This window comes from Gordonia sp. LMA167, assembly GCF_058130025.1.
The window spans coordinates 3380831-3403161 of record NZ_CM176708.1 but is presented as its reverse complement, the minus strand read 5'-3'; the positions used below and the strand labels follow the sequence as shown (position 1 = coordinate 3403161).

The window sequence follows — 22331 nt, the reverse complement described above, 5'->3', positions numbered from 1 at the left end:
GGTTCCGAACTGCCCACCCCGTCTGCGGGGTGAATTGCCACCGACGCTCCCCCATCGGGAGACGTACGGCACATCAGCCTGTTACCATGCCGTAACTTCAGGTCAAATGACCTAAACATTGGACGGCTACTTTTGCGTCCAACCACTGACGGACTCGGCGAGTCCACGGCACGAGATCGGGAACCCACATGAGCCAAGACATCTCACGTCGTCTCTTCCTCGGCGGCTCGATCGCGGCGGCAGGTGCGATGGCCGGGGTGAGCGCGTTCGGTGGTGCGCGCGCGTCGGCGGACCCGTCGATGACGGTCGACGCGATCGTCGTCGGCGGCGGACTCTCCGGCCTGTCGGCCGCGAAGACCCTCGTCGAATCCGGCGCCTCGGTGGTGGTACTCGAAGCGCGCAACCGCGCCGGCGGGCGAGTGCACAACATCACCACGCCGAAACTCGGCGCGACGCTCGACGCCGGCGCCGAGTTCATCGGGCCGACGCAGAATCACATCGCCGCGCTGGCGCGCGAGTACGACGTCCGTTCGATCCCGACCTACAACGAGGGCGACAGCCTGTTCTGGAACGGTGGGACGGGGTCGCGGATGTCCGCGGCGCTGCCACTACCCGTGCAGGCGGAGACTCTCGAGGCGGGCGCCGGTCTCGCCCGGGCCCAGGTCGACGCGCTGGCCGGTTTTCCGGTGGGCGAACCCTGGAAACACCCGAACGCCCGCTATCTCGACTCCATCACCTGGGAGCAGTACAGCAATCAGGTCGCCACCTCCCCCACCGCACGGGCCATGATGAGCGTCGCCATGTCCGCTGCGCTGTCGGTTCGCCCGGACCAGGTGTCGGCACTCTACTTCCTCAACTACATCGCGGCGTCCGGCGACGAGAACAACCCCGGCACCCTGATTCGCCTGCTCGGCACGGACGGCGGCGCGCAGGAGCGTCTGTTCGAGGGCGGCGCCGCTCTGATCCCCTTGCGCATGGCACGCGCCCTCGGCAAGCGGATCGTCTACAACGCCCCGGTCCGATCCATCGACGTCTCCGGCGGCGTCGTGCGCGTCGACAGCGCCGCCGGCGCGTACCACGGCCGGAAGGTGATCGTCGCGATGTCGCCGGCGATCAGCGACCAGATCCGCTACCGCCCCGGTCTCCCGGCGTCCCGGGTCGGTCTGTCGAAGGGCTATCACATGGGGGCGATCAGCAAGTTCGCCGCGTTGTACCGTCGTCCGTTCTGGCGCGAGCAGGGCATGTCCGGGCAGGTGTATGGGAACGGGCGGCCGATCGACGTCACGTTCGAGAGCTACGCCGAGGATCGCCATATCCTGATGGGGTTCATCTCGGCCGACGCCATGCGCCGACTCGACCGGGCCCCGGAGTCGCAGATCGTGCGGGAGTGCATCGGTAACTTTGTCGACTACTTCGGTCCCGAGGCTCGAGACTTCATCGACCACGGCATCTACAAGTGGGACCTGGACCCGTGGGCGCAGGGCGGCCCGGTCGCGGTCAGCTCACCGGGCACCCTGGTCACCCACGGTCCAGCCCTGCGGGAGCCGGTCGGCCCGATCCACTGGGCCGGCACCGAAACCGCGGACTACTGGACCGGGTACATGGACGGGGCGGTGCGATCGGGGCACCGCGCCGCGCGGGAAGTCCTCGCCACCGTTCGCTGACGCCGACCCATCGTCACCGACGAGAGGACACCGACAATGGCCAGGATGCCAGTGGAGAGACGCCGCGCGCTCCTCCTCGAAGCCGCGTTCCGGGTGATCGCGCGAGACGGCGTGGACGGTGCCACAACCCGCGCGATCAGCGCCGAGGCCGGCATGACCCTGTCGACGTTCCACTATGTGTTCGACTCGCGCGAGGACCTCCTCACCGCGTTGGTCCACCGGGGAACAGACGAGGAACTCCAGGTCATCTCCGAGGCGCTCTCGGCCGCCGCCGACGACCTGGTCCAGGGTTATGACGGCGTCCGGATCATGTTGCGGGAAAGCCTGTTCGGCTACGTGGACGGAGTTGTGGCAGATCCGGATCGCGAGCAGGCGATGATCTCGCTGAACCAGTACGCGCGGCAGACCACCGGACTCGCCGAGCTCGGCGGCGAGATGTACCGCCGCTACTATGCCGCGATCGCCGCAGGCCTGGAGGTGGCCGCCACGCAGGCCGGTGTCGGATGGGATAAGCCGGCCGACGAATTGGCCCCGCTGGTGGTCGCGGCGACCGACGGGATCACACTCGCCTACCTGAACACCCGGGACCGGTCGATCTGCGATCGGATCGCGGAGGCCACCGTCACCTTGCTGCTCGGTCACGTGAAGCGACACGGCTGAGGGGGCCACGACTTCCGCGACGACAACGTTGCGGCCAAGGGGGGAAATGACATGGACGTGACGCGCAGAAGGCTTCTCGCCGGAGCCGCCGCAACCGCCGTCGGGGGCAGCGCCGTTTTTGTTGCCGGACGGCCGGCCGCGAATGCGACGCCGAACGGGGTGGGACCGGCGGCTTCGGGGGGCAGCTCGGGATACCTCGTCGGGTGCGGTATCGCCGACATGACCGGCGCGATCGCCGGGCAGGGCATGATGGGCTATTCCGAGGCCGATCAGGTGGCGTCGGGCCTGTTGCAACGCTGTTGGGCGCGCGCATACATCGTGGTGGACCAGGCCACACGCGAACGCGTCGTCTTCGTCACCAGCGACATCGCCTGCCTGTTCCAGTCTCATCAGATGGGTCTGATGGCCAAGCTGCGCAACCGCTTCGGCACGCTGTACACCGAACGCAACGTCAATCTCAATGCCACCCACACGCACGCGTCGTGCGGCGGCACGGCATGGGACTTCGCGTACTCCCTCGCCGCCTACGGATTCAAGAAGAACTCGTACGACGCCGAACTCGACGGCATCTTCCGCGCCATCGTGCGCGCGCACCAGAACCTGGCTCCCGGGACGATCACGATCGGCCACGGCGAGCTGCACGACGCCAGCCGGAATCGATCCAGGGTGGCCTTCGACCTCAACCCGTCATCGGACCGCAAACTCTTCCCGGGTGCGATCGATCCCAAGGTCACCGTTCTGCGATTCCGGCAGGGCGGCAGAGACGTCGGCGCGATCACCTGGTTTCCGACCCACGGCACCTCACTGACCGACGAGAACCGACTGATCGCCGGCGACAACAAGGGTTATGCCAGCTACCGCTGGGAGAGCACCGAGCCCGGTTTCATCGCGGCGTTCCCGCAGACCAACGCCGGCGACATGACGCCGAACCTCGACCTGGTCACGATGCATCCGAGCGGCCCCACCCCGAACAACAAGCGTAACTGCGAACTCATCGGCGAACGCCAGTTTCTGGCCGGCCGAAGGGCATTCGATGGTGCCCGACCGATGACCCGGGGTGGTGTCGACTCCATCGTGCGCTACGTCGACATGTCGTCGGTGACGATCGACGCCGCCTTCACCCCGGAGGGCCGGCCTGCCGCGACGACACCGGCGATGATGGGTGCCGGGGCCGTCGCGACGAGCACCGAGGACAACTACTACTCCCAGCTGTCCTTCATCAAGGAGGGTACGACCAATCCCCTTGTCACCGCGTTCGGTGGCGATCGACATCCGCCGGTGTCCCCCTGGATGCGCGACATGCAGGCGCCCAAACTGATCATGTTCCCACTCGGGATCATGCCGCCATCCCCGTGGATTCCGCAGGTGGTACCGCTGCAGATCATGCGTATCGGCGAGCTCGTGCTGATCGCCGTGCCGGCCGAGGTCACGATCGTCGGCGGGCTGCGACTGCGCAGAACCGTCGCGGACGAACTCCGGATCGACATGGACAACGTTCTCGTGCAGGGCTATTCGAATGCGTACACCCAGTACGTGACCACCCCCGAGGAATACGACTCCCAACAGTATGAGGGCGGTGAAACCCAGTTCGGCCGCTGGACACTATCGGCGTACATGCAGGAGTTCCATGCCCTCGCGGCGGCAATGGCGAAGGGGCACAGCCTGTCTCGCGGCCCGGCACCCCTCGACAAATCCGGTTTCCAGCCGGACCTGCTGCCACCCGTACCCCCTGATCGCCCGATGTCGGGCCGTGACTACGGCGACGTCCTGATCCAGCCGGACCGTCGCCATCGGCCGGGGGATGTTGCGGCCGTGGAGTTCGTCGGCGCACACCCGAACAACAACTTCCACACGGACGGCACCTATCTGGAAGTGCAGCGCCGAACCACCTCCGGGTGGACAACCGTCGCTACCGACAACGACTGGGAGACCGAGTTGCACTGGCGGCGGCCGCCGGGGCAGGCCACCGCCTCGGTGATCCGCATCGAATGGACGATTCCGCCCGGCACCGCCGGCCGCTTCCGGATCCGCTACCTCGGCGACGGCCGTGCGGCAAGCGGGATCACGCACGCGTTCACGGGCACCTCGAACACCTTCACCGTCGGCTGATCGGCGCTAGTGTCCCGCGCCGGAAATTCGTTTCATGAGTTCGGCGGTCCAGGTGGATGCATCGCGAGGCGGCGGAGGAGCAGGTACTGGATGTACCTGCGACGACGCCAACGAAGCGAGGCGCCGCCTGGACGTCGAAATCATCAACGAATTTCCGGTGCGGGACAGTAGGTCCGAACGACGTATTCCGTGACCCGGCAGTCGGCGATAGGCTGCAAGTGGTGTGTCCGTATCGTCCGGATGGCCGCAATCTCGGATCGTAGTCCGTTATGAAACTCTTCAGGTTCGTCTTCCTCACCGTCGTGGCTCTCGCGGCGGCCGCAACCCTCGCGGTGGCGACCGCCACGGCCCACGGCGCCCCCGTGTCGAGCGCACCCACTCACCTGACCACCGCGTCCGCCGACGGCGCCACGATCACGTCGATCCTGCGAAACGCCACATTCGTCGCCGCGGACCACAACTCGCTCGCCGTCGTGGACCGGCACGGCACCACGATCGATCGTGTCGCACTGTCCATCCCACTCAACGGTGTCGTCGTACCGATGCGCGCGCAGGTGAGTGCGGATCGGACCGCCGCCACCCTGAACCCGGTCCTCACGCCACAGACCCGCGCGGCGATCGCTTCGGGCATGCATCCCGCATCGACCATGAAAGACCGCGCCTACCAGAAGATGGTCTGGCACATCAACAATGGCTGGAATCGCGGCGGGGGCGTGACCACCGCCGTCGGCGCCATCGTCGGCCTGATCGTCGGATGTCTGGTGCTGGTCGGTTGCATCTGGGGTGCAGGTGTCGGTGCCGCCATCGGCGCCACGGTCGGCATCAACAACGGTGATCCGCAGGCAGGTCAGGCGATTCTGAACTGGATCAACACGCCCTGACACGTGCCTGACACTCGCTGATGCACCTCAGCCCAGGGAGGCATGCATCAGCGACACGTTGTACTGCGTCCAGGTCGACATGGTGAAATACAGATCCTTGCCCGTCGACCACGGGTGCAGAAAGCCGCCGTACAACTGGGCGTATTGCCCGGAGTGAACGAGTTCGGTCGGATCCGACCACACCCCTTGCGGGGTACGCGCCGTCCGCAGCACGATCGATCCGCGCAATGCGTCGAGGTAGCTCAGCTGCCACCGTTGTGACGCCTCGTCGTACCGCGCCGACAGCTCACCGGCCGGCGCGAAAAAGATCGGCGACGCCACGTTGCCGTCGTGCGCCGGTACCCACTGGCCGTCGCGCCAGTACTGATACGCGGTCTTGTTGAGCACGTCCTCTTGTCGGACCCGGGCCAGACCCACCGTGCCCACGCGTGAGTTGGGCGTGCCGAACATGTACACGAAGTCACCTTGCGGGACCATCGACGACACCTGGAACCGGCTGGTTCCGAAGATGTTGTCCCAGCGCACGTACGGGTCCTTGGTCCACGTCGACCCGCCGTCGTCCGAGTAGGCCAGACCGCCGTAGTTGGTCAACCACACGCCGGGAATCGGACCCCATGTGCGCACCGACATGTAGCTCATGTACTGCCGATCACCGATCGCGAACCCCGACGTCGGGATCGTCGTCATCTCGTACCGGTCGATGTGGCGTGCGCTCAGGACCTGCACAGCGTGGCATCGGCTGTCCTGCACCATCGTGTCGATCGACATGCCGTCGGCGAGGTGCCGGTCGGAGCTGAAGCCGAGAACGTTGCTGCGCCAGTCCCGCCCGTTCGCCCCCGGGGGCTTGAAACCCTTGCCGAAGGTGTCCCCGAACGCGACGGCGACCTGGCCCGGCTTCGACTCCCACATGATGCCGAGGTCGGTCCCGTTGATCTGCCAACGCTTGTCGGTGCGACTCGTCGACCCCTTCCCGGTCAGCGTGGAAACGTAGTCGACCTTGCCGACGCGCGGCGGCGACGGCTTCATCGTCACGGGTGCGGCGGCGAAACCCGGATGAACCGCGGCCGGTGGCGGCGGCTTGGGTGCGGGGTTCGGGTTGGGCACGGGGACCGGAATGTCCTTCGGCGCCGGGTCCAGGGTGATCTTCGGGAATTCGATGCTCAGTGCCGGGTTGCCGGATTTCTTCGGCTTCGGCGGGTCGGTGATGTCGGGGCACGGGTCGGTGCACGGATTCTTCGGGGGACGCTCGGACGGGATGCGGATCGGCGGTTCCTCGGCCGACTCCGGTTCGGGGACCGGCACGATCCGGGGGTACGGGAGCGGGATACCGATCCGATCCGGCAGTCGCGGGATCAGGTCACGAGGATCGAAGGGTTTCGCGGACGGCTTCGGCGGCAGGTCCGACTCGCAGCCGGAGCTCGGGAGCCAGGTCGGCTCTGCCGTCGACGTCCCCGAGTTCGCCGTCAGCAACCCCGCGGTCAGCGCGGCACAGATCACGAGCAGGCCCACGGTACGTGCAGTCACGTGGCCTCCCTCCCGGCATGGATCAGGTGGCAATCTATCACCCCGGGGCACCGAAAACGCGGCCGACGACCGCGTGTGGGTCAATCGGCCGCTCGGCGATCGGCGCCGACTTCACGTGGCGCCGTGCGGGACATGCCTACAGCGACCGGGCGATGATCTCCTTCATGATCTCGTTGGTGCCGGCATAGATCTTCTGGACGCGGTTGTCGGCCCACATGCGCGCGATCGGGTACTCGTTCATGTACCCGTAGCCGCCGAACAGCTGCAGACACTCGTCGGCGACCACCATGGCTCGATCGCTGGTCCACCATTTCGCCATCGCCACGGTCGGGATGTCGAGCTCGCCGACGAGATGTTTCGCGATGCAGTCGTCGACGAAGACCCGCGCGATCCGCGTCTCCGTGGCAGCCTCGGCCAGCTTGAACTTCGTGTTCTGGAAACCGAAGATGGGCCGGCCGAAGGCGGTGCGGTCCTTGGTGTATTCGATCGTCTGAGCAACCGCGCTCTCCATGCCGGCCACCGACGCGACCGCGATGATCAGTCGTTCCTGCGGAAGCTGCTGCATCAGCTGGATGAAGCCCTGCCCCTCGTGCTCTCCGAGCAGATTCGCCACGGGCACCCGGACACCGTCGAAGAACAGTTCGGAGGTGTCCTGACCGCGCTGACCCACCTTGTCCAGCACGCGGCCACGGCGGAAGCCCTCGCGATCCGCCTCGACCAGGATGAGCGAGATGCCCTTGGCACCCTCGCCGACGTCGGTTTTGGCGACGACGATGACCAGGTCGGCCTGGCCCCCGTTCGTGATGAACGTTTTCGACCCGTCGATGACGTACTCGTCGCCGTCGCGGATGGCCTTGGTCTTGACGTTCTGCAGATCCGATCCGGTGCCCGGCTCGGTCATCGCGATCGCCCCGACCACTTCCCCACTCGCCATCCTCGGCAACCAGGCCTTCTTCTGTTCCTCCGACCCGTAGGCGAGGAGGTAGTGGGCGACGATGCCGTTGTGCAGGCTCGCCCCCCACGACGAATCCGCGACCCGGGCCTGCTCCTCGATCAGGATCGCCTCGTGCGCGAAGGTCCCACCGCCGCCGCCGTATTCCTCCGGGATCGACATACAGAGAAGACCGAGGTCACCTGCCTTGTTCCAGAGCTCGCGATCCACATGGTGCTGGTCGATGAACTTCTCGATGTTCGGCTTGATCTCCTTCTCGCAGAAGCTGCGAGCGAGGTCACGCAGAGCAGTGAGATCGTCGGTTTCCCAGGAGGAGCGGTCGGCCATGGCGTGCACCTAACGGTCGGCGTTATTGTCATCGCCGATCGTAACAGTGATCAATGGCAGAGTTTGTCTCCGACCGTCAGACGTCGGCGTTGCCCTTGGACCACTGGCTCCACGGGACGTTCCAGTCGCCGAGTCCGTCGACACCCGAGAGGGTTCCGCCCGCAGTGTTCTTCACGATGACCGGATCACCGCGCAGCGTGGTGTTCATGACCCAGAGCGCGTCGTCGGGGCTCAGGTTGAGGCACCCATGGCTGGTGTTGGTGTTGCCCTGCGCCCACACCGACCAGGGCGCGGAGTGGAAGAAGATGCCGCTGTAGGACATCCGGGTCGCGTAATCGACCGGCGTGCGATAGCCCTCGGCGGCGTTGATCGGAACACCGTAGGTCGACGAGTCCATGATGATGTGCTCATGCTTGTCGGCCACCAGATAGACGCCGTTGTCGGTCTCGTGGCCGGGCTTGCCCATCGAGGTGGGCATCGTGCGGATGACCTTGCCGTCACGCACGAACGACACCTGCTTGGTGTTGTCGTCTGAGGTGATGATCATCGATCGACCGATCGTGAAGTTGGTCTTCACGTTCTCCTGGCCGAACAATCCGTCACCGAGATCGATGCCGTAGGTGTTGACCGCGACGTCGACCTTGGTGCCCGACTTCCACCAATGTTCGGGACGCCATCGCACCTCGGAATCGCTGATCCAGTAAAAGGCGCCCTGGACCGGCGGATCGGTCGTGATCCGGATGGCATCCTGGGCCGCTTGGCGATTCGGGATCGGCTCGTCGAATTTCACCGCTACCGGTTGGCCGACACCCACCGTTTCTCCCGGCGACGGCGTCAGATAGGCCTGCGTCAGGTTGTTCGGCGCACGCGTGGTGAACGACACCCGTTTCGTGGTCTTGCCCCCGATGCCGACGGCGTCGGCCTGCAGGGTGTACGTGCGGTTGTATCCGAAAGGCTCGGCACTGGTCCACGTGGTGCCGTCCTCCGAGAGCACCCCATCGATCGGGGAGCCGTCGGACTTGTCGATCCGGACACCGGTGATCGCTCCTTCGCGGGCCGACACCGTGATCGGTGCGCCCGGCTGGATTCCGACGGCCTTGTCGGCGAGCGGGCGATCGGCCATCTCGGTGACGGTGACCCCCGGCTTGAGCATGTCGTCGAAGAGGTTCGAACTCTGCACATCCGACGAGTAGGTGGGATCCTCCGAGCACGCGGACACCACAGCGATGACCGTGACGAGAATGCCGATGAGTGCGAGCGGTGAACGAGACCCGACCCGGGTACGACCGATCCCCATGATCCTCCAACCTAGAAACCAGTGACGAGCAGACCACGCGACGTCGACGACGACGACGGAATCCTCCCGGACGCGCGGTTTGCGCCAATTGTACGAGACAAACCCCGACCGCTTTGTCCGAGTCGGTCGGTCGACGGAACACCGACGCGACCCGACACAAAAGACGCCCCGCATGCCGCGGGGCGTCTTGTGCGTGTGGTGCGCCATCAGGGACTCGAACCCCGAACCCGCTGATTAAGAGTCAGCTGCTCTGCCAATTGAGCTAATGGCGCTTGCCGGTGCGAAAAGGAACCTTACATGTCGCGGCGACAGAAGTGAAATCGCCTGTTCAGGAGGCCTATCGCACCGAGCGGGATCAGGCGTTGCCCTTCTTCCAGACCGACCACGGGACGTTCCAGTCGCCGAGCCCGTCGTCGCCCGGAAGGGGCGGACCGACAGTGTTTTTCGCGATGACGATGTCGCCACGCAACGCATGGTTGAGGAACCATTCCGCGTTGGCGGGACTCACGTTCAGACACCCGTTGCTCACGTCGTCGACGCCCTGATCGCCGAGAGACCATGGCGCGGAGTGGACATAGATGCCGCTGAACGAGATTCGGGTCGCGTCGTACACCGTCTCCTTGTAACCCTCCGGCGAGTTGACCGGCACCCCATACGTCGAGGAGTCCATGATCACACTGGGCTCACGTTCGGCGACGATGTAGACCCCGTTGTTGGTCGGTGTCGAGTCCTTGCCCATCGACGTCGGCATGGTCTTCACGACGTTGCCGTTGACCTTCACGGTGATCTGCTTGGTGTTGTCGTCGGCGACCGCGACGAAGCTGCGCCCCACCGAGAAGTTCGATGTGAGGTTGTTGTCGCCGTACACGCCGTCACCGAGGTCGATGCCCTTGGTCTTGACCGCGACATGCACCTTGGTCCCCGGCTTCCAGAAATGCTCTGGACGCCACCGCACCATGCTGTCGTTGAGCCAGTAGAACGCGCCCTCGACCGGCGGATCCGTGGTCACCGTGATCGCGTTCTGCGCGTTGCGCTTGTTCGCGATCGGCGTGTCGAAGTTGATCGCCACGGGCTGACCGATGCCCACCGTCTCGCCGTCGGCGGTGACCGTCGAGGCGTCCGCGAGCGAGTCGGCGGATGCGGTGGTGAACGCGATCTTGCGCGCACCGACACCATCGACGCCCTTGGCCGCGGCGGTCAGCGTGTAGTCCGCACCGAAGTCGAGAGGGTCCGAGGCCACCCACGTCGACCCATCCGGCGATGTCTTGCCCGCGACGGCCCCGTCCGGGCCGGAGACGACCACCGAGGACAGGTTGCCGTCATGCGCGGTCACCGTGATCGGGGCGCCGGGCATCACGCCCACCGCCTTGTCGTTCATCGGGGCGTTGCGCCATCCCGCCACCGAGATGGTGGGCTGCGCCAGGGAATCGATGCTCTGGGCGTCGGTGACCGTGTCCGGATAGCTTGCGGGCATCGAGCACCCGGCGAGGGTCAGGACGGTGAGGCCGATCAGCGCCACGAATCCGGCGCCACCGCGTACGCGCCGCGGCGATGCGCCGCGAGCGCCCGTCACTGCATGATCTTTCGGACCACCAAGACGACCACGAGCCCACCGACGCCGACCAGTGCGAACTTCACCGCCGGCTTGTTCAGCGTTGCGATCGCCTTGCTCTTGGCGTCTGCCGCGAGCCGCTGCGGGCTCGTGCGTTCGGCCAGCGAATCTAGGGTCTTGGCCAGGTCTTCACGCGCCTGCGCGATGTCCTGCTCGATACGTTCGGTATCCCCGGCCACGTGGCTCCTCCAGAAGTGTTCGACGTCGGTCTCGGGTCGCGGCGGCTCCACCAGGGCTTCGTTCGCCCAGGTGCGTGCCCGCACTCGACCTTTCGAGGGTACGGCATCGGGGGCGTTCGACACGCTACGCAGCACGTTCGCGTTCGATATCGGCGTTCGGCGAGCACCGAAAATTGCGACATTCCGCACACGGGCGAATCCGCGCCGCTCCACGGATCGACTAGCCTGGCGGTATGCCAGCAACCACGCGGTTGTCCGCCGGGGACCCCGCACCCGCGTTCACGCTTCGCGACGCGCAGGACAAGCCCGTTTCCCTGTCCGATTACGCCGGTCGCAAGGTCGTCGTCTACTTCTACCCGGCCGCGTCGACGCCGGGCTGCACCAAGCAGGCGTGTGATTTTCGCGACAATCTCGCCGACCTCGCAGATGCGGGCATCGACGTGGTCGGGATATCTCCGGACAAGCCGGCCAAACTGGCGAAATTCATCGAGAACGAGGGCCTGACATTCCCACTACTGTCCGACCCGGACAAGAAGGTACTCACCGAGTGGGGCGCCTTCGGCGAGAAGAAGATGTACGGAAAGACCGTCACGGGGGTGATCCGGTCCACCTTCCTCGTCGACGAGGAGGGCAGGATCGAGGTGGCGCAGTACAACGTGCGTGCCACCGGACATGTCGCGAAGCTGCGGCGCGATCTCTCGGTGTGAGCGCTGTCGCCGGCACCCACGACGATGTCCGCACCGATCACCCAGCCACTCCTGCCACGTAAGCGGCCGACGCAGGAACGTAGCAAGAAGAAGTTCTCCGCGATGCTGTCGGCCGCGCGAGACCTACTGATCGACGTCGGCTTCGAATCCCTCACGTGCGAGGAGATCGCCTCGCGCGCCGATGTCCCGATCGGCACGCTGTACCAGTACTTCGCCAACAAGTATGTGATCGTCTGCGAGCTGGATCGGCAGGACACCGTCGGCGTACGCGAGGAGTTGGCCGCGTTCTCGACCGAGATCCCCTCGCTGGAGTGGCCGCACCTGCTGGAGAAATTCCTCGATCACTTGGCCGCCCTGTGGCGGGATGACCCGTCACGGCGGGCGGTCTGGCTGGCCGTGCAGTCCACGCCCGCGACCCGGGCGACCGCATCGGAGAACGAACGCGTGCTCGCCGAACTGGTCTCGCGCATCATCGCACCGCTCACCCCCACCCAACGGACCCGTCGGGAGATGATGTCGCAGGTGCTGGTGCACACCGCCTACTCACTGCTCAGCTTCTCGGTGCAGGACGGTCACGATCACGAGCAGACCGTCTCCGAACTCAAGCGGATGCTGGCCGGCTACCTGCTCCTCGAGGAGACCACCGGCGAGGACGCCTGACGCGTATCGCGTCCAAACGAGAGTTCCTCCGCCACTTTCCCTTTCGTCCGCGCGTAACAATCAGCGGACGAGTGGGAAAGCAGCGGAGGAACTTCGGTATCAGACGCCTTCGAGGATCGCAACCGCGGCGGCGGTGTCGCCGTCGTGCGTCAGCGAGATGTGCAGACGCGTGGCGGCGAGCAACTCCCCGATCTCTCCGGCGAGCCGGATCGCGGGGCGGCCCCAGTTGTCGGTGACGACCTCGATGTCGCTGTGTCGGATGAGCGGCAGCAACGGCGATCGCGAGAATCGGCTCACCGACCACGCTTTCACCACCGCCTCCTTGGCGGCCCACCGGGCCGCGAGGTGACGGGCCTCGTCGCCCGTCCCCGCCGCGGCGTCCCGACGTTCGCGAACCGTGAATCGGTCGGCGAACGTCGTGCCCGGTTGGCGCAACTGCTCGGCGAACTCAGGGATCGACACGATGTCGATGCCCACGCCCAGAACGCTCATCGCCACAGCCGACTCGGTCACACCGCCTCGCCCGCGTAGCCGTAGCTGCCCTCGGCAGCCAGACGGACAGACGGATCGAGGAGCAGGCCCGCTTCGGCATCATGCTCGTCGACGGCCGCGTCGAAGCGACGGTTCGGCGGACGCTGGTAGGCCGGCTCCACCCCGCACATCGCCTCGAGCAGGCGGTGATTGCCCTTGCGTGCACGCTCCGCCGACTGCTGACGGTAGGTCTGTGCCTGCTCCGGGTCCAGGGTGGCCACGAAGGCCTCCGGATGGACCACGGCGATCAGGCCGGACACGTGACCGAATCCGAGGCTGGTCAGCAGACCTGCCTTGAGCGGGAAACGCTCACCGAGGTGCAGGGTCTCGCGCGCCCAGACCAGATGCGGATAGTCGCGCATCTGCTCGTCGACACAGTCGAGGCTGCGGTTCGGCGGGATCACCCCGTCGCGAAGCAGCTGGCACAGGCCGATCAGCTGGAAGGCGGCCGCACCGCCCTTGGCGTGACCGGTCAGCGACTTCTGGCTCACCACGAACAGTGGCGCTCCGTCACCGCGGCCGATCGCCGAGGCCAGCCGCTCGTGCAGCTCGGACTCATTGGGATCGTTGGCCCGCGTGGAGGTGTCGTGCTTGGAGATCACCGCGACGTCGTCGGCGGAGACACCCAGCGCGTTGAGCGCATTGGCCAGCGGCGAGGACTGCGCACCGCGGGCGGCGCCCAGCGCACCCAACCCCGGGGCCGGGATCGAGGTGTGCACGCCGTCGCCGAAGCTCTGTGCCCAGGCGACCACACCGAGGACCGGCAGACCCATCTGCGCGGCCACGTCACCGCGGGCGAGCAGAATCGTTCCGCCACCGGCGGATTCGACGAACCCGCCGCGTCGACGGTCGTTGGCCCGGGAGAACCGGCGCTCGTCGATTCCGCGCGCCGACATCTTGGCCGACTCCGCGGTCGCGGACATGTCACCGAATCCGACGATCCCTTCGATACCGAGGTCGTCGAAGCCGCCGGCCACCGCGAACAGTGCCTTGCCGACCCGGATCTTGTCGACGCCCTCCTCGACCGAGACCGCGGCCGTGGCGCAGGCCGCCACCGGGTGGATCATCGCGCCGTAGCTGCCCACATAGGACTGGACGACGTGTGCGGCAACGATGTTCGGCAGGGCCTCCTGGAGGATGTCGTTGGCCTTGGACTCACCCAGCAGCGTGTTGATGTACAGCTCACGCATCGAGGTCATGCCGCCCATGCCGGTGCCCTGGGTGTTGGCCACCAGGCCGGGGTGCACCCAGCGCATCAGTTCCGACGGCGTGAAGCCCGACGACAGGAACGCATCGACGGTCGCCACCAGGTTCCACAGCGCGACCCGGTCGATCGACTCGGCCATGTCGGGGGTGACACCCCAGCGGGTCGGGTCGAAACCGGTCGGGATCTGACCACCGACGGTGCGCGACAGCGAGAACTGCCGTGGCACCCGGATCTCGGTACCCGCGAGGCGGGTGACCTGCCAGTCGCCGGTCTCCGCGTTCTCCACGATCCGGGTCTTCTCCGGAGCCGCCGAGGCGAACGCACGGGCCTCGGCCTCGGAACTCACCGTGAAGGTGAGGTCCTCGTCGAGGAACACCGAGGTGAGCAGCGGCGAGGTGTTGTCGACCATCGCCCCCTCGTCGGCGTAGCGGCGGATACCGCAGCGCGACACGACCTCGTCGTGATAACGCTCGGCGATCTCACTCTCCGGGACCGGATCGCCCGACTCGGTGTCGTACCAACCGGGCTTCGGAGCGGTGTCCCAATGGATCAGGCCCGTGTTCCAGGCCAGTTCCACAACGCCTGCGGCCGACAGCTTCTCGTCGACCTCCATCTCCAGGCGAGTGCGCGATGAACCGTACGGCCCGAGCTCTCCGGCACCGACGATGACCACCAGGTCCTCCGGGCGAGCATCGATCGACGGCCATTGCGGGCTCATGCCCTGCGGTGCGCGGGCGGGCGCCGGGAGCGCCGCCACGGTCGGGGTGGCCTCCGCCGACTCCTCGGACTCGTCGGTTGCGGCCTCGGCCGCGGCAGAGGCCATCGCCTTGAGATCCAGCGACGGGTCGAGACCGCCGGTGAAGTCGGCGACGATCGCCTCGGTCCGGGCCTGGGCCCGTTGTTCCGGAGCGCACAGCCCCAGGAGGTTGGCGGCCATCTCGTCGGTGCTCCAGGTGCGAACACCGGCAGCCTCGACAGCGTCGACCATGCCGTCGTTGTGACCCATCAGGCCCGTGCCCCGGACCCAGCCGATCAGCGCATGCGCGATGGTCGTCTTCTGGTTCCAGGAATCCTCCACCGCCCAGCGCGTGACCAGCGCATCGAGCGCCGCCTTGCTCTCGCCATAGGCGCCGTCCCCACCGAACATGCCGCGGTTCGGGGAACCGGGCAGCACCACGTGGACACGGGCAGCGATGTCGTGATCTGCGTGGATCTCGGCGAGTCCGGCGATCATCCGCTCGACCGACCAGAGCAGAACCTTCATCTCCAGTTCCGCCCGGCTGCCGGCGTCGGTGAGATCACCGGCGACCCGCGGTGCCGCGAACGGGAAGAGCAGGGTCGGCTTCATCGCCGGCTTGATCACCGACGTCGTGCCACCGAGGTTCTCGGTCTGCTCGGCGCCGATCCACTCCACCAGATCGTCGACGTCGGTGTAGGACGCCATGTTGGCCGGGGCCACCCACAACGCCGCATCGAACCGTGCGTTCTCGCGGTAGAGCTTCTTGTAGAACGCCAGCTTGTCGCTGTCCAGGCGGGAGGTCGTCGCGATCACGGTCGCACCACCGGCGAGCAGTCCGCCGATGACGCCCGACGCGATGGATCCCTTGCCGGCACCGGTGACCACCGCGATCTCGCTCGCCCACTGTCCTGTTCCGGGCTCTTCGGCCGCCTGCGCGATGGCCTCGAAGGTCCGAGCGTGCACGGGGTTTCCGGAGGCCAGCGACTTACCCTGCCACCAGGTCGCGTGCTGCGCGACGGTGTGACCCGCGCCGGCGAACCGGTTGACCACACCATCGAAGTCACTGTCGAGCTCGTGCTCGTCGGTCAGCCAGATACGGACCAGGTCCTCACGGCTGGTGGCCCAGCGGTCATCCACCAGCACCACCTTGGCGGTGTCGAATGCCGGCGCGACCGTGCGGGCCCAATCGGAGCCCAGCTCGGCGCTGACCCGCTCGGCGACAAGCGCATTCGGGTCCTCGACGATCTCGCCCGCATCGGCGACGTCGGCGAGGCCGAGCTTCTCCAGCACGGTGTAGGCCGCCGAGGCCAGTGCCCCGGAACGCCCGGTGATCTGCTCGGTGAACTCGCCCAACGCTGCGGCGTCGACCGTTGCACCGCCGCCACCTTCGGCAGCCGGCTTGGCGACCGAGACCCCGCGGGCCGCGCCCACCGAGGTCACCGCGCGGTCGATGAGTGCATCGAGCGCATCGGCGTTGGCCAGCGCACCGTCGAGCAGGTTGCCGAGGTCCTCGCCGCGGACGCTGGCGCCCTCGCGGGTGCCCAGTGCGAGCGCAACGGTGGTGTGCAGACCCCAGCCGGGACCCAGCTGCCAGACGTTGGTGACGCGATCGGTGATGTAGGACTGACGCTTCCCGACCGGCCCGAGCACCTTGCGGACCTGATCACCGACGGCGTCGGTGAGCACCGGACCGAGCGGGCGGTAGCCGCGGGCCAGGGTCTGCACCGTCGAGGACAGCGCATTCATGTCGGCCTCGGCTGCACCGTCGATCGCACCGAGTCCCAGCTCGCCACCGATGTCGAGCAGCAGCTGGTTGCGACGCGACGACACGCCGTCGCACAGCGCCTCGATCGTGTCGGCCGAGCCGATCTGATCCGTGCGCATCTTCGTCCACAGCGCGATCACGGACTTCACGGCATCCGCCGGACCGAAGGAGATGTCGTCGGGACGCGGTCCCGCCGCGGCCGGAGCCGGAGCCGGAGCGGCCGCAGGCGCAGCAGCTGCCGACGCCTGCTCGGGTGCCGCAGCCTCGGCTGCGGGCGCCTCGCCGGCCTCGTCCTCGGGCTCCGGTCCGGAGTCCTTGGCGAGGATGACATCGGAGTCGCGCTCCACGTTGACGACCTCCGTGGTCGCCGACGCATAGTCGTCGAGCTTCAGCGTGTTCGAGGCCAGACCGGCGAGCGTCGGAGCGCCCTTGAGTCCGATCTCGACGAACCGCTGCGTGCCCAGACCGTCACGCTCGGCACCGGCGAACAGCAGTTCCTGGGTCTCGATCCAGCGGACCGGGCTGGCGAACTGCCACGCGAGCAGTTCGATCAGCACGACGCGGACGAGCGCTCCGGGCTTGGCAGCCCACGAATCCCAGTCGGCCAGTACGGCGTCGAGCGGATCCGAGGGGACCAACGCGGCGATCTCCTCGATGAACGACCGGTCCAGGGTGAACAGGCGCGGGACCAGGTTCGGGATGTAATGCCCGACCAGGATCGCCGGATCGATGTGCTCGGGCAGCAGACCCTCGAGCTTCGACCGGAACTCCGGCACCCCTTCACGCAGCACGGTCGAGTGGAACGGGACGTCGATACCGGGCACCAGGATGAAGGACTTCTTGCCGCCGAACTCCAGGCGACGGCGCTCGATCTCGTCCTCGAGGTGCTCGAGTCCGCGGACCGTGCCGGCGATCGCGTACTGCGATCCGAGCAGGTTGAGGTTCACGACCTCCAGGAACTCGTTGCACGCGGCACCGACCTCGGCGACGAAGCCGGTGACGTCGGCGTCGGCCAGACCGAACTGACTCGGCCGGATGGCAGCCATCCGATAGTCGCTGCGGCCCAGCTCATCTCGCGGAACGAGATGGTGCATGGCCTCACCGCGCTGGAAGACGACCTCGAGCACTGCCTCCAGCGGGAGGACGCCGGCGCATGCGGCCAGCGCGTTGTACTCGCCGACCGAGTGCCCGCAGGTGATGGCACCTTCGACGAAGCCGCCCGACTCCTTGAGCTCGGCGATCTGCGCAACACCGAGGGTCGCCATGGCGACCTGGGTGAACTGCGTCAGATAGAGGACACCATCCGGATGGTTGTAGGTGGTGCCGTTGGCGACCAGAGTGGTCGGGTTGTCGCGGACGACGGCCAGGATGGAGAAGCCCAGCGCGGCCCGGGTGTGCTTGTCGGCACGGTCCCAGATGGCGCGGGCAGCCTTGGACCGCGACCGTGCGTCAAGCCCCATGCCCTTGCTCTGGATGCCCTGACCCGGGAACGCATAGACGGTGCGCGGTGCGGCCAGCAGACCGGTCGCACTCATGACGAGGTTGTCGCCGACCTTGGCACTGACCTCGACGACCTCCCGGCCGGCATCCAGGCCGACGCGGTCGACCCGGATCGTGATGGCGTCACCCAGGCGAACCATACCCAGATACCGGGCGGTCCAACCCAGCAGCGGGCGGGGCGACGGGATCGGATGCTTGCTGTCCGTCGCGGTCACGACCTGCTGTGCCGCGGCGGAGAGCCACATACCGTGCACGATCGGGTCGCCGAGTCCGGCGAGCCGGGCAGCGGAGGCGTCGGTGTGGATCGGGTTGCGATCGCCCGAGACGGCGGCGAAGCCGGTCATCCGGCTCGGTGCGGTGATGGTGGCCTGCCGCAGCAGTTTGCGGGTTGCCGACTGCTCACCATCGGCGGCGCCACCGGCGCGCTCCGGGTCGGTGAGTTCGGCCGAGCCGAGACGCCCACGGATGGCGAACCGCTCCTGCAGGGTCGCGATCGGACCGGCGGGGCCGGAGACCTCGACGCTCACCTCGACGACGCGACCGACCTCGGTGTCGTGGACCGCGCCACTGCGGGCGGTGACGGTCAGTTCCGCCGCGGTGGCGGGGATGTCGCCGACCAGCTCCACCGCGTGGTCGAGGTGGACGAGGTCGAGCAGACCTTCCACGACCGGCAGGCCGGCCTCGGTGCGTGCCGCACCGATCACGCTGAACACGCTCGGCCAGCAGGCGCCGACCAGGGTGTCGGGCACCGCGAAGCCGAACGGCTCGGTCGGCGTGGTCGGACGCAGGTTGGCGGGCATCGTGTAGCCCGTGACCGCGGCGTGGTCGGCGACGTCGTCGGGATTCCACGCGACGGTGGTGACGGCGACTCCGTCGGTGACCCCGGCGAGGGTGCCGCCGGCGGCCACGGTGAGGATCTCGGTCATCGCCGCGGACGCCTCGTCGATGCCGACACGCGGGTTACCGCCGTCGAGCAGAGTGTTGTCCACGTGCAACGGGATACGCACCGATGCCCCGGAGATCGGGGTGGTCAGGTCGTAGCGATCCTGCGCGACCCGCTCGAGGACCGAGCCGGTGGGCTCGTGCTCGGCGCGATCGGGATCGACCAGTTCCCAGCGGTCGACGTCGCCGAGCAACGCGATCGGGCTGGGGACCATCCGGCCGACCCAGTCCACGTCGTCGGCCTCCAGGACGGCGACGATGGTTCCGTCACCGTCGACCAGTCCCGCACGCTTGCGGGTGTCGACGGTCAGCGCCTCGCTGCCGGCGCCCTCGAGATCGGTGACGACCTGCGCCTCGAAACGGTCGAGGAGGTCGCCGACGGGCTCGTCGACCTCGGTGATGCCGGAAACGGCGACCGGCCCCGGGATGACGCATACCGCGTCGGCGGGATAGCGGGCGTCGTGGGCCTGCCAGAGGGAGTCACTGCGCCACCAGCGCCGGACGTCCTTGTCGATGACCGGGACGAAGTTGACCGGCTTGCCGGGCGTGCGGCAGAGCTCCATGAAGAACGCGACATCCGCGGGGTGCAGGATGTCGGTCTCGATCTGCGGGTAGACGCTGCCGATGGCATCGATCGCGGCATGCGGATCGTCGGTCGAGCCGAGTTGGCCGAACATGGTGGGGATCTCACCCGAATCGACCGGGCTCATGCGTGCCTCGGTGCGCTGCAGCATGTCGACGAATCGCTGCTGCCAGGTGATGTCGGCCCACGGGAGCTGGTCGTGATCGCCATCGCCGACCGCGAGGGTGGCGTAGCGGTCCAGCCATGCGCGGTAGGTCATGTCGGCGACGTCACCGAAGTACGGCTTGGCGGTGCCCGCCATCGCGGCGATGATCTCGTCACGGCGCTCGGCGACGGCATCGCCGTCACCGGCGACCTCGTCGAGCAGGCGACCACACTGTGACGCGGTGTTGTCGATCTCGTGGATGTCGGCACCCAGCTGGCTGCGGCCGGAGGCCATGCCTGCGGTGGCGTATCCCGCACCGATCCAGTCGTCGCAGCCGACGGTGTCGACCAGGAGCTGCTTGACCTCGGGTGCGGTGGTGGCCTCTTTGGTGGCCATCGCGGCGGTGCCGACGAGGATGCCGTCCAGCGGCATCGACGGGTATCCGTACGCCGACGACCATGCGCCGGTGAGGTATTCGCTGGCGCGCTGCGGCGTTCCGATGCCGCCGCCGACGCAGATCACGACATTGTCGCGGGCGCGCAGCTCACCGTAGGTGGCCAGCAACAGGTCGTCGAGGTCCTCCCACGAATGGTGGCCACCCGCGCGGCCGCCCTCGATCTGCACGATGACCGGGTGATGCGGGACCTCCGCGGCGATGCGCACCACCGCGCGGATCTGCTCGACGGTGCCCGGTTTGAAGGCGACGAAACGCAGACCTGCCTCGACGAACTCGTCGACGAGGGCGACCGCGTCCTCGAGTTCGGGGATGCCCGCCGACACGACGACACCGTCGATCGGCGCGCCCTGTGCGCGCGCCTTCTGTACGAGCCGCTTGCCGCCCAGCTGCAGCTTCCACAGGTAGGGATCGAGGAACAACGCATTGAACTGGGCCTGACGACCGTCATCGAGCAGCTCGGTGAGCTTTGCGACGTTGTCGGCGAAGATCTGCTCGGTGACCTGACCACCACCGGCGAGCTCGGCCCAGTGGCCGGCGTTGGCGGCGGCCGCGACGATCGCCGGATCGACCGTGGTCGGCGTCATGCCGGCCAGCAGCATCGGGGAACGCCCGGTGAGACGGGTGAAGGCGGTGTCGATGGCCTTGCGTCCGCCCGGCAGCTCGATGAGCTGCGGTGCGAACTGTGTCCACGGCCGGGCGACCTCCGGGATCCCGCCGGGACTGAAGAGGTTCCGCTGGCCGACACGCAGTGCCGCCGGGACCAGTCCGACACCCTGACCGCGCACGAGCGGCGAGGTCAGACGGGTGGCCAGGTCACCGGGGCCGAAGTCGAGAATCCACTTGGCGCCGGCCTCCACGACCTCGTCGACGGTGTTCACCCAGTCGACCTGGTCGACCAGCAGTGCGTTGGCATGGTGGACGGCGGTCTCACGATCGATGCCGCACAGGTCCGCCCACTCGCCGACGAGGTCGACGGCCTCGGCCATCGTCGGGTGGTGGAAGGCGACGCTGACGTTGAGGTAGTCGAACTTCGGCGCGAACGGTGCGCCACCGGTGACCTTGCGCTTGCGCTCATCGGCCTCCGACTCGGCGATGCGCTCGCAGAGGGCGGCGAAGGCGGCGAGGTGACGCGGCGCGCCGGAGAGCGCCACCGATCGGCGGCCGTTCTGGATGGCCACGACGGGTGCGGTGGCGAGTTCGGCATCGCTCAGGCCGGCCCGGTACTCGACCAGGATGTCGTTGATCCGCTCGGTGGACACTCCGCTGACGGCGAGCATCGGGCTGCCGTCGGTGCTGGTCGTCAGGCCACGCCGGCGGGCGATCAGCGTGCCCGCGGCACCGATCAGCTGGGCGATCGCCAGCAGGGACCCCTGCCCCGTCTCCGCGGCGTGTCCGTCGACACCGATCGCGTGGGTCGCGATCGAACCCTGGGAGTGTCCGATGACCGCGGTCGGCGCGATGGCGGTCGTGTCGAGGCCCTGCTTCTTCAGCGCCTCGATCGCCGCGAGCTGGGTCAGCAGCACGCCCGGGCCGGACAGGGTGAAGTCGGCAAGTTCGGTGTCACCGGGCACCGGCTCCTCGGCGTCGAGTGCCCGCACCCAGGTGAGGGGGTGGAAGCCGTCGGCGACCGCGATGGTCAGCTGGTCGACGACGGGATCGATGATGCGCTCTGCGGCCGCGACGATGTTGGCGATCCGGTGCTCGAGATCTGCGTCGACGACCAGCTCGGCCAGGGTGGGCAGCCACGGTGAACCCTGACCACCGAAGCTGATGGCGTACGGTTCGCCGTCGGCGAGACGGTCGATCAGTGTCGTGGTGGGGCGGTTCGCATGTGCGGCGCCCTGTGCTCCTGAGCGGAATTGGTCGACGGTCACGGGTTCTCCTCTGGTC

Annotated in this window: 13 protein-coding genes and 1 tRNA gene; 6 read left to right on the top strand and 8 right to left on the bottom strand. The window is 67.4% G+C overall.

Annotated features, from left to right (window positions below; all coding sequences use genetic code 11):
- Positions 1-188: 188 nt before the first annotated feature.
- The 4 genes from ACVT6V_RS15320 to ACVT6V_RS15305 all read left to right on the top strand — a co-directional run bounded on the left by ACVT6V_RS15320 (position 189) and on the right by ACVT6V_RS15305 (position 5314).
- On the top strand, positions 189-1664 hold the full coding sequence (locus tag ACVT6V_RS15320; RefSeq protein WP_489900637.1) for a flavin monoamine oxidase family protein: 1476 nt from the start codon (positions 189-191) through the stop codon (positions 1662-1664).
- Positions 1665-1709: 45 nt separating this feature from the next.
- The gene (locus ACVT6V_RS15315; RefSeq protein ID WP_489900636.1) at positions 1710-2324 is read left to right on the top strand and encodes a TetR/AcrR family transcriptional regulator; all 615 of its coding nucleotides are present in this window, start codon (positions 1710-1712) and stop codon (positions 2322-2324) included.
- Positions 2325-2375: 51 nt separating this feature from the next.
- Positions 2376-4433, top strand: coding sequence for a neutral/alkaline ceramidase (locus ACVT6V_RS15310; RefSeq protein ID WP_489900635.1), 2058 nt, complete (start codon positions 2376-2378; stop codon positions 4431-4433).
- 269 nt (positions 4434-4702) lie between these two features.
- A complete protein-coding gene (locus tag ACVT6V_RS15305; RefSeq protein WP_489900634.1) occupies positions 4703-5314 on the top strand; it encodes a DUF8020 domain-containing protein in 612 nt (203 codons plus the stop codon).
- A gap of 27 nt (positions 5315-5341) precedes the next feature.
- Here ACVT6V_RS15305 and ACVT6V_RS15300 read toward each other — a convergent pair whose 3' ends face one another.
- The 6 genes from ACVT6V_RS15300 to ACVT6V_RS15275 all read right to left on the bottom strand — a co-directional run bounded on the left by ACVT6V_RS15300 (position 5342) and on the right by ACVT6V_RS15275 (position 11205).
- The gene (locus tag ACVT6V_RS15300) at positions 5342-6796 is read right to left on the bottom strand and encodes a glycoside hydrolase family 183 protein (RefSeq protein ID WP_489900829.1); all 1455 of its coding nucleotides are present in this window, start codon (positions 6794-6796) and stop codon (positions 5342-5344) included.
- A gap of 178 nt (positions 6797-6974) precedes the next feature.
- Positions 6975-8117: an acyl-CoA dehydrogenase family protein gene (locus ACVT6V_RS15295; RefSeq protein WP_489900632.1), complete on the bottom strand. Its 1143-nt coding sequence runs from the start codon at positions 8115-8117 to the stop codon at positions 6975-6977.
- 76 nt (positions 8118-8193) lie between these two features.
- Positions 8194-9414, bottom strand: coding sequence for a L,D-transpeptidase (locus tag ACVT6V_RS15290; RefSeq protein ID WP_489900631.1), 1221 nt, complete (start codon positions 9412-9414; stop codon positions 8194-8196).
- A 196-nt stretch (positions 9415-9610) separates the two neighbouring features.
- Positions 9611-9686 (bottom strand) — tRNA-Lys (locus tag ACVT6V_RS15285).
- 83 nt (positions 9687-9769) lie between these two features.
- Complete coding sequence (locus ACVT6V_RS15280; RefSeq protein ID WP_489900630.1) at positions 9770-10987, bottom strand: L,D-transpeptidase; 1218 nt, start codon at positions 10985-10987, stop codon at positions 9770-9772.
- Positions 10984-11205: a DUF3618 domain-containing protein gene (locus tag ACVT6V_RS15275; RefSeq protein WP_489900828.1), complete on the bottom strand. Its 222-nt coding sequence runs from the start codon at positions 11203-11205 to the stop codon at positions 10984-10986. The genes ACVT6V_RS15280 and ACVT6V_RS15275 overlap by 4 nt, the downstream gene beginning before the upstream one ends.
- Positions 11206-11438: 233 nt before the next feature.
- Between ACVT6V_RS15275 and bcp the strand changes: the two genes are divergently transcribed.
- A complete protein-coding gene (bcp, locus tag ACVT6V_RS15270) occupies positions 11439-11912 on the top strand; it encodes a thioredoxin-dependent thiol peroxidase (protein WP_489900629.1) in 474 nt (157 codons plus the stop codon).
- 24 nt (positions 11913-11936) lie between these two features.
- Positions 11937-12572, top strand: a complete 636-nt coding sequence (locus ACVT6V_RS15265) for a TetR/AcrR family transcriptional regulator (protein ID WP_489900628.1) — start codon at positions 11937-11939, stop codon at positions 12570-12572.
- A 99-nt stretch (positions 12573-12671) separates the two neighbouring features.
- On the opposite strand, the gene acpS is transcribed toward ACVT6V_RS15265, so the two are convergent.
- On the bottom strand, positions 12672-13064 hold the full coding sequence (gene acpS, locus ACVT6V_RS15260) for a holo-ACP synthase AcpS (protein ID WP_489900627.1): 393 nt from the start codon (positions 13062-13064) through the stop codon (positions 12672-12674).
- 17 nt (positions 13065-13081) lie between these two features.
- Positions 13082-22315, bottom strand: a complete 9234-nt coding sequence (locus ACVT6V_RS15255; RefSeq protein ID WP_489900626.1) for a fatty acid synthase subunit beta domain-containing protein — start codon at positions 22313-22315, stop codon at positions 13082-13084.
- Between the last annotated feature and the right edge of the window lie 16 nt (positions 22316-22331).

Coding starts and splice junctions, on each gene's coding strand:
- ACVT6V_RS15320 (WP_489900637.1), top strand. CDS start 189: ATGAGCCAAGACATCTCACGTCGTCTCTTCCTCGGCGGCTCGATCGCG.
- ACVT6V_RS15315 (WP_489900636.1), top strand. CDS start 1,710: ATGCCAGTGGAGAGACGCCGCGCGCTCCTCCTCGAAGCCGCGTTCCGG.
- ACVT6V_RS15310 (WP_489900635.1), top strand. CDS start 2,376: ATGGACGTGACGCGCAGAAGGCTTCTCGCCGGAGCCGCCGCAACCGCC.
- ACVT6V_RS15305 (WP_489900634.1), top strand. CDS start 4,703: ATGAAACTCTTCAGGTTCGTCTTCCTCACCGTCGTGGCTCTCGCGGCG.
- ACVT6V_RS15295 (WP_489900632.1), bottom strand. CDS start 8,117: ATGGCCGACCGCTCCTCCTGGGAAACCGACGATCTCACTGCTCTGCGT.
- ACVT6V_RS15290 (WP_489900631.1), bottom strand. CDS start 9,414: ATGGGGATCGGTCGTACCCGGGTCGGGTCTCGTTCACCGCTCGCACTC.
- bcp (WP_489900629.1), top strand. CDS start 11,439: ATGCCAGCAACCACGCGGTTGTCCGCCGGGGACCCCGCACCCGCGTTC.
- ACVT6V_RS15265 (WP_489900628.1), top strand. CDS start 11,937: ATGTCCGCACCGATCACCCAGCCACTCCTGCCACGTAAGCGGCCGACG.
- acpS (WP_489900627.1), bottom strand. CDS start 13,064: ATGAGCGTTCTGGGCGTGGGCATCGACATCGTGTCGATCCCTGAGTTC.